Genomic DNA, 10,689 nt, shown 5'->3' with positions numbered 1-10,689 from the left:
CCAGCGCCACCCGCATGCCCTGCACGAGGGGTCGGCCGCCTACGTAGGGGCCCGGGTTGAGATACGGGCAGGGCATGCGGGACGCCAGCACCTTGAGCGGTCGCAGCTCGTCATGGGTGACCCGGCCGTTCGGCCAGCGGCGCCGGGTCACCGGATGTATCGGCAACCAGATGTCGCCTTCTCGGGCCAGCTTGAGGGCCGAGGCCAGCACGCCGGTCAGCACCATCGCGTCGTCGAAGGCGTCGTGCGGCCGCTCCTGGGTGACGCTCCAGTGCGCCGCGAGCGTCTCCAACCGCAGGTTGTCGACGCCGAGGTCCAGCCGTCGGGCCAGCTCGACGGTGCACATGACGCTGTCGACGGGCAGTTCGGTCTCGGCCAGTTCGGCTTCGGCGGCAAGAAACGCATAGTCGAACGCCACGTTGTGGGCTACCAACGTGCGGCCGCGCAGCACCTCGGCCACGTCGCCGACGATGTCGGCGAACTGCGGCTGGTCTTCCAGCATCGCGGCGGTCAGGCCGTGCACGTGGGTGGGACCGGGGTCCACGCCGGGGTTGAGCAGGCTCACCACCGAGTGTTCGACGTTGCCGTCGGCGTCCAGGCCGAGCGCCGCAACGCTGATGATCCGTGCCTGACCCGGCCGAAAGCCCGAGGTCTCGACATCGACGACGGCCCAGCCCGCGTCCGGCTCGCTGGCCGGCCGTCCCCAGGACACCCCGCTCATGCACTGAGGATGGCACGGCCGACCGACATCGCCTGTTCACTGCGCGCCGTGTCGGGCGGATGAATCACGCGGGCGACCCGCGGCGCCCTGGAATTCGATGCGGACGACCCGGCCCCCTTAAACTTCCCGGGTGGTCAACACCCGTGCCCGTATGGCCCTCGCTGCAGGAGCGAGCGCGCGGTGGGCGTCGCGGGTGACTGGACGCGGGGCCGGCGCGATGATCGGGGGCCTCATCGCGATGGCGCTGGACCGCTCGGTTCTCCGGCAACTGGCCGTCGGACGGCGCACCGTCGTCGTCACCGGCACCAACGGCAAATCCACCACCACGAGGATGACGTCGGCCGCGCTGGCGACGCTGGGCGCGGTGGCCACCAACGCCGAGGGCGCCAACATGGACGCCGGCCTGGTCGCGGCGCTGGCCGGCAAACGCGATGCACCCCTGGCGGCCCTCGAAGTCGACGAAATGCACGTGCCGCACGTTTCCGACGCCGTCGAACCCAGCGTCGTCGTGCTGCTCAACCTCTCGCGCGACCAGCTGGACCGGGTCGGCGAAATCAATGTCATCGAGCGGACCCTGCGCGCTGGCCTGGCCCGGCACCCCACGGCGGTCGTCGTGGCCAACTGCGACGACGTGCTGATGACATCCGCCGCGTACGACAGCCTCAACGTGGTGTGGGTGGCCGCGGGCGGTTCGTGGCCGAACGACTCCGTCAGCTGCCCGCGCAGCGGCGAGATCATCGTCCGCGACCGGGGTCACTGGTATTCCACGGGTGCGGACTTCAAACGGCCCAGCCCACAGTGGTGGTTCGACGACGACACCCTCTATGGGCCCGACGGCCTGGCCCTGCCGATGCGGTTGGCGCTGCCCGGTGCGGTCAACCGGGGCAATGCCGCCCAGGCCGTCGCGGCAGCGGTCGCGTTGGGCGCAGATCCCGCCTCGGCGGTGGCCGCCGTCTCGGTGGTCGACGAGGTCGCAGGGCGTTATCGGACCGTTCGCGTCGGTGCGCACGAGGTGCGCATCCTGCTGGCCAAGAACCCGGCCGGCTGGCAGGAGGCGCTGTCGATGGTGGACAAGCATGCGGCCGGGGTGGTCATCTCCGTCAACGGCCAGGTGCCCGACGGGGAAGACCTTTCGTGGCTCTGGGATGTGCGATTCGAGCACTTCGAAGAGACGGAAGTCGTAGCCGCCGGCGAGCGCGGCACCGACCTGGCGGTGCGTCTCGGCTACGCGGGCGTCGAGCACACCCTGGTGCACGACACTGTCGCCGCGATCGCATCATGCCCGCCGGGGCGGGTGGAGGTCGTTGCCAACTACACCGCCTTCCTCCAGCTGCAACGGGGATTGGCGCGCCATGGCTGACTCGGTGGTGCGGATCGGGTTGGTGCTGCCCGACGTGATGGGCACCTACGGCGACGGCGGCAACGCCCTGGTGTTGCGGCAGCGACTCCGGCTGCGCGGCATCGCCGCCGAGATCGTCGAGATCACGCTGGCCGACCCGGTACCCGAGTCGTTGGACCTGTACACGCTGGGCGGGGCCGAGGACTACGCGCAGCGCCTGGCCACCCGACACCTGATCAAGCACCCCGGCCTGCAGCGCGCCGCCGAACGGGGCGCCCCGGTGCTGGCCATCTGCGCCGCCGTTCAGGTGCTCGGGCACTGGTATGAAACGTCGGCCGGGGAGCGCGTCGACGGCGTGGGCATGCTGGACGCGACGACGTCACCGCAACAGGCGCGCACCATCGGCGAGCTGGCGACCAAGCCGCTGCTGGCGGGCCTGACCGAGCGTCTCACCGGTTTCGAGAACCACCGCGGCGGCACCGTGCTGGGACCGGCGGCGTCGCCGCTGGGCGCGGTGGTCAAGGGCGCAGGCAACCGGTGCGACCCCCCGGGCAATGGCTTCGACGGTGCGGTGCAGGGCAGCGTGATCGCGACCTACATGCACGGGCCGTGCCTGGCCCGCAACCCGGAGCTGGCCGACCTACTGCTCAGCAAGGTGGTCGGCGAGCTGGCTCCGCTGGAGCTGCCCGAGGTCCAGTCGCTGCGCCGCGAGCGGTTAGCGGCTCGCTGAGGCGAAACGTGTGGTTGCAGGCAGAACCGGTTCCGGGCAGCAAAGTTATGGGTACGCGACGTGTCAATGAGCATCCGACGCCACGGCGCCACAGGCACTGACTCCCGGGACACCGATTCGGCGATGCGCCGGGACACCCTGGCTACTGCCATCGGCAATTTCATGGAGTGGTACGACTTCGGCATCTACGGCTACATCGCGACCACCATCGCGCAGGTGTTCTACCCGGGCAATAGCGTCAGCGCGGTCCATCTCATCGCCACCTTCAGCACGCTGGCGGCGGCGTACGTGGTCCGCCCGCTCGGCGGGTTCGTCCTTGGCCCCCTCGGTGACCGCGTCGGGCGCAAGCGGGTTTTGGTGATCACGATCCTGCTGATGGCGGTGGGGACGACCATGACCGGCTTACTGCCCGGCTACAGCACCATCGGCATCTGGGCGCCGATCCTGCTGCTGGTCGCCCGGATCTTTCAAGGCCTGTCTACCGGCGGCGAATTCGTCGGCGCGATGACCTATCTCGTCGAGCGGGCCCCGGACCGCAAACGCGGCAGGATGGTCGGGTTCCTGCCGCTGGGCAACCTGGTCGGGTTCGTACTCGCCGGGTTGCTGGTGACCGCTTTGCAGGCCTGGCTGCCGAGCCACGACATGTTGGCGTGGGGCTGGCGGATTCCGCTGTTGCTGGGAGCGCCGTTCGGCGTCCTCGCTCTCTATTTGCGGCTGCGGATCGAGGAGTCACCCGCCTACAAACAGGTGAGCAGCAACGCGGATACGCCAGTTGACCGCGGCTGGCAGCAATTTCGGCGCACAGTGGTGGAGCAGTGGAAGCCGATGGTGGTCTGCGCGGCAGTCGTGGTGACCTCACAGGTCCCCGACTTCATGCTGACCGGATACTTGCCGACATACCTCAAAGTGGTTGTGCACGTGGGCAACACGGCCGGGCTAGTGATTATCGTGGCAACGTTGGCGATCCTGATGGCCGCGGTGGTGTTCGTCGCCATGTTGTCCGACCGTATCGGCGTCAAACCGATCATGTGGACGGGCTGCGGATTGCTCGTTTTGGCGTCGGTCCCGGCATTCTTGCTGATGCGTTTCGGCGGTATCTTTCCGTTGATCTTCATCGGTGTGCTGCTGGTCGGACTGATGGAATTGTGTTTCGACAGCACCACCCCCGCGGCGCTACCGGCGCTGTTTCCGACCAGGGTGCGCAACGGAGCGCTGGCAATCTCGTACAACATCGCGCTATCGACCGTCGGCGGAACCACTCCGGTGATCGCTCAAGCGCTGATATCCGCCACCGGCAGCGCCATGGTGCCGGCCTACATGCTGATCTTCGCGGGCTTGGTGGGGACGGTCGCCCTTCGATTCATGCCGGAAGTCGCCGGCAAGCCGCTGCCGGGATCTGGGCCTGCAGTCGAAAGCGACGCCGGCGAGCTGGCCGGCGCGTGAGAGATTGCGGGCCCGTGTTCAGGCCATGGCGCGGCGGCCGGTCAGCGCGCGACCGAGCGTCAGTTCGTCGGCGAACTCCAGGTCACCGCCCATCGGCAGCCCCGATGCGATCCGCGTCACGGTCAGGCCGGGGATGTCGCGCAGCATCCGCACCAGGTAGGTGGCCGTCGCCTCGCCTTCGGTGTTCGGGTCGGTGGCAATGATCACCTCGGTGATGTCGACGTCGTCGACCCGCTCCCCGATCCGGCTCAGCAGCTCGCGGATCCGCAGCTGCTCGGGCCCCACGCCGGACAACGGATCGAGCGCACCGCCCAGCACGTGGTAGCGGCCACGGAATTCGCGGGTGCGCTCGACGGCCTGGACGTCTTTGGGCTCCTCGACGACGCACACCTGCGAGCCGTCCCGGCGGGGATCCGCGCAGATCCGGCAGCGCTCGTTGTCGGAGACGTTGCCGCACACCGCACAGAACCGCACCCCGTCGCGGACCTTCGCCAGCACCGCGGTCAGCCGGTCGATATCCGGCGGTTCGACCGACAACAGGTGGAAGGCGATGCGTTGGGCGCTTTTGGGCCCGATGCCCGGCAGCTTGCCGAGCTCGTCGATCAAATCCTGGACGGGTCCTTCGAACATGTCGGTCGCGGAGTCTAAAGCCCCGGCGCCGGCGCGGGCGGTTGTCCCGGCGGCGGGCCGAAGCCACCGGCCAGCGACCCCAGCCGTTCCTGGGCCATCCGGGTGACCTGCTTGGAAGCATCACCCATGGCGCCGACGATCAGGTCCTGCAAGGTCTCTACGTCAGACGGGTCGACGACGGAGGGATCGATCTTCACCGCGACCACCTCGCCGCTGCCCTTGACGACGACCTCGACCAAGCCCCCACCGGCCTGACCATGCACCTCAGCGTTCGCCAGTTGTTGCTGCGCCTCCATGAGCTTCTGCTGCATCTGCTGCGCCTGGGCCAGCAGCGCCGACATATCGCCTCCGGGTTGCATGACAATCCCCTCGCATCTTGGTCTCGAGTTGGTTTCGCTCGTGAGTGTCCGGCGATTCGAAACCCCCAGCGTAGACCGCGCGGCGTTAGCTTTGCGCCGTGGACCTACGACTGAGCAGACGTGTCGGGATCAAATTGGCGGTGGGTGTGCTCGCCGCTGCTTCGACGGCGATCATGCCAACCGCGACGGCGGTCCCGTCCAACATCGCCGGCATGGTGGTTTTCATCGATCCGGGCCATAACGGTTCCAACGATGGCTCCATCAATCGCCAGGTGCCCACCGGTCGCGGCGGTACCAAGGACTGCCAGACCAGCGGGACGGCCACCAACAGCGGCTACATGGAGCACACCTTCACCTGGGACACCGCGCTGCGCGTCCGCGCCGAGCTGAACGCTCTGGGAGTGCGGACCGCGCTGTCCCGCGCCAACGACAACGGCCCGGGACCGTGCGTCGACGAACGCGCCAACGCGGCCAACGCGCTGCACCCCAATGCCGTCCTGTCCATCCACGCCGACGGTGGCCCGCCGTCCGGCCGGGGATTCCACGTCAACTACTCGGCCCCGCCGCTCAACCAGGTGCAGGCGGGCCCGTCGGTGCAGTACGCGCGGATCATGCGCGACCAGATGCAGGCGTCGGGGATCCCGCCGGCCAACTACATCGGCCAGAACGGTCTTTACGGCCGCTCGGACCTGACCGGGCTGAACCTCGCGCAGTACCCGTCGATCCTGGTCGAGTGCGGCAACATGAAGAACCCCGCGGACTCGGCGCTGACGGAGTCCGCCGAAGGCCGGCAGAAGTACGCCGACGCACTGGTCCGCGGTGTCGCGGGTTTCCTCGCGTCGCAGGGCCAGGCGCGCTGAGTCTGATTGCGCCGAGCTAGCTCAGCTCTCCAGTTCCTTCTTCAGGTTGGCCAGTACCTCGCCCTGAATCCTCTTGAGCCCCAAGGGCGCAAAGGTCTTCTCGAAGAAGCCCTTCACACCGCCGGCACCGGTCCAGGTGGTCTTCACAGTGACGCTGGAGCCGGGTCCGGCGGGAGCGACCGTCCAATTGATCACCATCGACGAGTTCGCGTCCTTCTCGATGACGGTGTGCCCGGCCACGTCGACGTTGACCTGCACGTCGCGCACCCGCGATTTGGTGGCTTGCAGTTTCCACTTGGCGACGGTGCCGGGCCCCTGCCCACCCTGCAGCACCTGGTAATCGCTGTACTGCGGGGAGAGAATTTTCGGGCGGACAGTCTGATAGTCCGCGACGGCGGCAAGGGTTGCCGCAGGCTCCGCGTTGATCAAGATGGTGCTCTCCGCGCTCACCTGTGCCAAGGCGACCCCTCCTCATGATGATTTCCCGGCGCTGCCCTTGTGGCGGGTGCACGGGCTGTTGTCGAAGACTAGGGTATATGTGGTGCCTGTCCTTGGATCTGCACTCTCGGCCCACAAGTCTGGCGTTGACCGGATGCTGGCAAGTTATCGATCCATCCCAGCAACCTCAGCCGTCCGGCTGGCCAAGCCGACGTCAAATCTGTTCCGCGCCCGCACCAAACGTGATGCGCCCGGTCTGGACACGTCCGGACTGACCGGCGTTCTGAGCGTGGATCCCGAAACCCGCACCGCCGACGTGGCCGGCATGTGCACCTATGCGGACCTGGTGGCCGCGACGCTGCCGTATGGTCTTTCGCCGCTGGTCGTCCCGCAGCTGAAGACCATCACCCTCGGCGGCGCGGTCAGCGGCCTGGGCATCGAGTCGTCGTCGTTCCGCAACGGTCTGCCGCATGAATCGGTGCTCGAGATGGACATCCTCACCGGCGCTGGCGATTTGCTCACCACCTCGCGCACCCAGCATCCCGACCTGTTCCGCGCCTTCCCGAATTCCTATGGGACGCTTGGTTATTCAACTCGGCTTCGGATCGAGCTGGAATCCGTCGCGCCGTTCGTGGCCCTGCGGCACGTCCGATTCCGCTCGCTGCCCGATCTGGTCGCGGCCATGGAACGCATCATCGACACCGGCGGGCAGGGCGGGACGCCCGTCGACTACCTCGACGGGGTCGTCTTCAGCGCCGACGAAAGCTACCTGTGCGTGGGCCGGCGGACCACCACTCCCGGCCCGGTCAGCGACTACACCGGCCGTAACATCTACTACCAGTCCATCCGGCACGACGGTCCGGGCGTGGAAGCCACCAAGGATGACCGGCTGACCATGAACGACTACTTCTGGCGCTGGGACACCGATTGGTTCTGGTGCTCACGCGCGTTCGGCGTGCAGAACCCGCGGCTGCGACGCTGGTGGCCGCGTCGCTATCGGAGCAGCAGCGTCTATTCGAAGCTGATCTCCATGGACCGCCGCTTCGGGCTGTCCGACCGCATCGAGACCCGGAACGGCCGGCCGGCACGGGAACGGGTGGTGCAAGATATCGAGGTGCCGGTCGAACGGACCTGCGACTTCCTGGAGTGGTTCCTGGACAGCGTGCCCATCACACCAATCTGGTTGTGCCCGTTGCGTCTGCGCGACCACCACGACTGGCCGCTGTACCCGATGCGGCCGGATCACACCTACGTCAACGTCGGCTTTTGGTCGTCGGTGCCGGCCGGCGCCACCGAGGGCGCCACCAACCGGATGATCGAAGCCAAGGTGGACGAACTCGGTGGCCACAAGTCGCTGTATTCCGAGTCCTTTTACTCCCGTGAGGACTTTGACGAGTTGTACGGCGGCGAGGCCTACAACACCGTCAAGAAAACCTATGACCCCGATTCTCGCTTACTCGACCTCTACGCGAAGGCGGTGCAACGGCGATGACGACGACAAAAGAACCCCACCGCTCGCCGACGGGCAAATTGAACATGGCCCAGATCCTGGAGGTCTTCGCCGCGACCGGGCGACATCCGTTGAAGTTCACCGCCTACGACGGCAGCACGGCCGGAAGCGAAGACGCCGAACTGGGCCTGGATCTTCGGACGCCTCGCGGAGCCACCTACCTGGCCACCGCGCCCGGCGAACTCGGCCTGGCCCGCGCCTACGTGTCGGGCGACCTGCAGGCGTACGGCGTGCATCCGGGTGATCCGTACCAACTGCTCAAGACGCTGACCGATCGGGTCGAATTCAAGCGGCCGCCGGCCCGGGTGCTGGCCAACGTCGTCCGCTCGATGGGCTTTGAGCGGTTGTTGCCGGTGTCACCACCACCGCAGGAAACCCTGCCACGGTGGCGCCGGATCGCCGACGGCCTGATGCACACCAAGGCCCGCGACGCCGAGGCCATCCATCACCACTACGACGTCTCCAACGCCTTCTACGAACTGGTGTTGGGTCCGTCGATGACCTATACCTGCGCGGTCTATCCCAACGCCGAGGCGACGCTGGAAGATGCGCAGCAAAACAAGTACCGACTGATTTTCGAGAAGTTGCGGCTGCAGCCGGGTGACCGGCTGCTTGATGTCGGCTGCGGCTGGGGCGGCATGGTGCGTTACGCCGCGCGCCGCGGCGTCCGCGCGATCGGCGCCACCCTGTCGGTCGAGCAGGCGAAGTGGGCCCAGCGAGCGATCGCCGACGAGGGGCTGGCGGAGCTGGCCGAGGTGCGGCACTCCGACTACCGCGACGTCGGCGAGGCGCAGTTCGACGCCGTCTCATCCATCGGGCTGACCGAGCACATCGGCGTCAAGAATTACCCGGCCTACTTCGGGTTCCTGAAGTCGAAGCTGCGCACCGGCGGCCTGCTGCTCAACCACTGCATCACCCGCCACGACAACACCTCGACCTCGTTCGCCGGCGGATTCACCGATCGCTACGTGTTCCCGGACGGGGAGCTGACCGGCTCGGGCCGCATCACCAGTGCGATCCAGGATGTGGGCTTCGAGGTGCTGCACGCGGAGAACTTCCGCCATCACTACGCGATGACGCTGCGCGACTGGTGCCACAACCTGGTCGAGCACTGGGACGTGGCGGTCGCCGAGGTCGGCTTGCCGACGGCCAAGGTGTGGGGCCTGTACATGGCGGGATCCCGGGTGGCGTTCGAGCAGAACAACCTTCAGCTCCATCATGTGCTGGCAGCCAACACCGACGTGCGGGGCGATGACGACCTGCCGCTGCGGCCGTGGTGGACGGCCTAACGCGCTAGCCGTTGTCGATGCGGCGGGCGCCCAGCTCGTTCTGCAGCAGTTCGAGCGCGACCTCTTCGGGGTCGCGGCGCGGCGCCGACGGCTCGTCGCGGACCGCCTCGGCGAGCATGTGTTCCTCTTCGTCTCGGCGCGCGGTATCGACGTCGGGTGCGGGCTCGGCCACGTTGGGAACCGCCGGCCCGGCTTCCCCGCCGGCGGGCGGGCGTGACGCGGCCGACGCCGGTACGCCGGCCTCACACCGCACCCGCCAATTGACACCCAGCGCGTCTTTGAGCGCTTCGGCGATGACGTCGGCGTTGCGCTGTTCGCAGAGCCTCTTGGCCAGCGGCGCCGATTCATGGCTCAGCACCAACGTGTTGCCCTCGATGGCCCGGACGGTCGCCCCGGCCAGCATCACCTCGGTGGTACGGCTGCGCTGACGCACCTTCTCGCGCACCGTGGGCCACATGCTGCGCACCGCCGCAGTGTTGAGTTCACCTGGCGCAGAAGCTGATTCGGCCGCCGGCGCCGGAGCCGGTGCGGGCGCCGTCGCCGCATCCGGTGCGGGAACCGGTTCGGCGACCGGAGCCGGCTTGGGTTCAGGCTTCGGTTCGAATTGCGCTTCGGGTTTCGGTTCGGGCTTGGCAGCGGCCGCCGCGGACGGCCGGGTGAACCGGGCGGATTGCTCGCGTTCGGCCGGCGCCGGCGCGCTGCGAGGCGCCGCGGCGGTGGCTTCGGAGCCGGGAATCGACATGTCCAGCCGGGTCTCTATTCGCTCGACGCGTTGCAGCAGCGCCGACTCGGTGTCGCTCGCCGAGGGCAGCAGCAGCCGCGCACACACGACCTCGAGCAGCAGACGCGGCGCTGTCGCTCCGCGCATCTCGCCCAGCCCCGCCTGCACCACCTCGGCGTAGCGGGTCAGGGTCGCCGGCCCGATCCGGGTCGCTTGCTCACGCATCCGCTCCAACACGTCCTCCGGTGCGTCCACCACGCCACGGCTGGCCGCATCCGGAACGGCCTGCAGCAGGATCAGGTCGCGAAACCGCTCGAGCAGATCGGTGGCGAAACGCCGTGGGTCGTGCCCGGCATCGATCACCGACTCCACCGCGCCGAACAGCGCCGCGGCATCGGCAGCGGCAAGTGAGTCCACGGCGTCGTCGATCAGCGCCATGTCGGTGGCCCCCAGGAGGCCCAGCGCCCGCTGATAGGTCACGTGGGCGCCCTCGGCGCCGGCCACCAGCTGATCCAGCACCGACAGGGTGTCGCGAGGCGAGCCGCCGCCGGCGCGTATCACCAGCGGGTAGACGGCGTCGTCGACGGCGACGCCCTCCTGCTCGCAGATCCGCCCGATCAACGCCCGCATGGTCTTCGGCGGCAACAGC

Annotated in this window: 11 protein-coding genes; 6 read left to right on the top strand and 5 right to left on the bottom strand. The window is 68.0% G+C overall.

From position 1 onward, the window contains the following. Nucleotides 1-721: DEDDh family exonuclease (locus tag VFW69_RS23440; protein WP_526505116.1), on the bottom strand; the 721-nt coding region annotated here is incomplete at its 3' end. 130 nt (nt 722-851) lie between these two features. Here VFW69_RS23440 and VFW69_RS23435 point away from each other — a divergent pair. The 3 genes from VFW69_RS23435 (at nt 852) to VFW69_RS23425 (ending at nt 4,233) form a co-directional block, all read left to right on the top strand. Continuing rightward, entirely contained in the window at nt 852-2,081 is a 1,230-nt protein-coding gene (locus VFW69_RS23435; RefSeq protein WP_526505114.1) for a MurT ligase domain-containing protein, read from the top strand. Between the two features lie 4 nt (nt 2,082-2,085). Next, entirely contained in the window at nt 2,086-2,790 is a 705-nt protein-coding gene (locus tag VFW69_RS23430; RefSeq protein WP_526505120.1) for a type 1 glutamine amidotransferase, read from the top strand. A 123-nt stretch (nt 2,791-2,913) separates the two neighbouring features. After that, entirely contained in the window at nt 2,914-4,233 is a 1,320-nt protein-coding gene (locus VFW69_RS23425; RefSeq protein WP_526505118.1) for an MFS transporter, read from the top strand. Between the two features lie 18 nt (nt 4,234-4,251). On the opposite strand, the gene recR is transcribed toward VFW69_RS23425, so the two are convergent. Together recR and VFW69_RS23415 are read right to left on the bottom strand one after the other, a co-directional pair. Then, nucleotides 4,252-4,863, bottom strand: a complete 612-nt coding sequence (recR, locus tag VFW69_RS23420; protein ID WP_526505112.1) for a recombination mediator RecR — start codon at nt 4,861-4,863, stop codon at nt 4,252-4,254. A gap of 14 nt (nt 4,864-4,877) precedes the next feature. Next, the gene (locus VFW69_RS23415) at nt 4,878-5,222 is read right to left on the bottom strand and encodes a YbaB/EbfC family nucleoid-associated protein (protein WP_526505110.1); all 345 of its coding nucleotides are present in this window, start codon (nt 5,220-5,222) and stop codon (nt 4,878-4,880) included. Nucleotides 5,223-5,320: 98 nt separating this feature from the next. Here VFW69_RS23415 and VFW69_RS23410 point away from each other — a divergent pair, with 98 nt between their 5' ends. After that, nucleotides 5,321-6,082: an Rv3717 family N-acetylmuramoyl-L-alanine amidase gene (locus VFW69_RS23410; protein WP_526505108.1), complete on the top strand. Its 762-nt coding sequence runs from the start codon at nt 5,321-5,323 to the stop codon at nt 6,080-6,082. A 21-nt stretch (nt 6,083-6,103) separates the two neighbouring features. Here VFW69_RS23410 and VFW69_RS23405 read toward each other — a convergent pair whose 3' ends face one another. Next, on the bottom strand, nt 6,104-6,541 hold the full coding sequence (locus tag VFW69_RS23405) for an SRPBCC family protein (protein WP_526505106.1): 438 nt from the start codon (nt 6,539-6,541) through the stop codon (nt 6,104-6,106). A gap of 79 nt (nt 6,542-6,620) precedes the next feature. Between VFW69_RS23405 and VFW69_RS23400 the strand changes: the two genes are divergently transcribed. Beyond that, nucleotides 6,621-8,012, top strand: coding sequence for an FAD-binding oxidoreductase (locus VFW69_RS23400; RefSeq protein ID WP_526505104.1), 1,392 nt, complete (start codon nt 6,621-6,623; stop codon nt 8,010-8,012). Beyond that, nucleotides 8,009-9,319 carry an SAM-dependent methyltransferase gene (locus VFW69_RS23395; protein WP_526505102.1) on the top strand — a complete coding sequence of 437 codons (1,311 nt, stop codon included), beginning with the start codon at nt 8,009-8,011 and terminating at the stop codon, nt 9,317-9,319. Before VFW69_RS23400 ends, VFW69_RS23395 begins: the two co-directional genes overlap by 4 nt. A gap of 4 nt (nt 9,320-9,323) precedes the next feature. Here VFW69_RS23395 and VFW69_RS23390 read toward each other — a convergent pair. Continuing rightward, nucleotides 9,324-10,689 (bottom strand): DNA polymerase III subunit gamma/tau (locus tag VFW69_RS23390; RefSeq protein WP_526505100.1); only part of this gene is annotated, 1,366 nt, incomplete at its 5' end.

Origin of the sequence: Mycobacterium sp., from assembly GCF_036273375.1 — a bacterium.
Taxonomy (GTDB): domain Bacteria; phylum Actinomycetota; class Actinomycetes; order Mycobacteriales; family Mycobacteriaceae; genus Mycobacterium.
This window is presented reverse-complemented; position numbering and strand designations above follow the sequence as displayed.

Bases quoted from the DNA above. Each gene is read 5' to 3' on its own strand.
- recR (WP_526505112.1), bottom strand. From the start codon at position 4,863: ATGTTCGAAGGACCCGTCCAGGATTTGATCGACGAGCTCGGCAAGCTG.
- VFW69_RS23395 (WP_526505102.1), top strand. From the start codon at position 8,009: ATGACGACGACAAAAGAACCCCACCGCTCGCCGACGGGCAAATTGAAC.
- VFW69_RS23415 (WP_526505110.1), bottom strand. From the start codon at position 5,222: ATGCAACCCGGAGGCGATATGTCGGCGCTGCTGGCCCAGGCGCAGCAG.
- VFW69_RS23425 (WP_526505118.1), top strand. From the start codon at position 2,914: ATGCGCCGGGACACCCTGGCTACTGCCATCGGCAATTTCATGGAGTGG.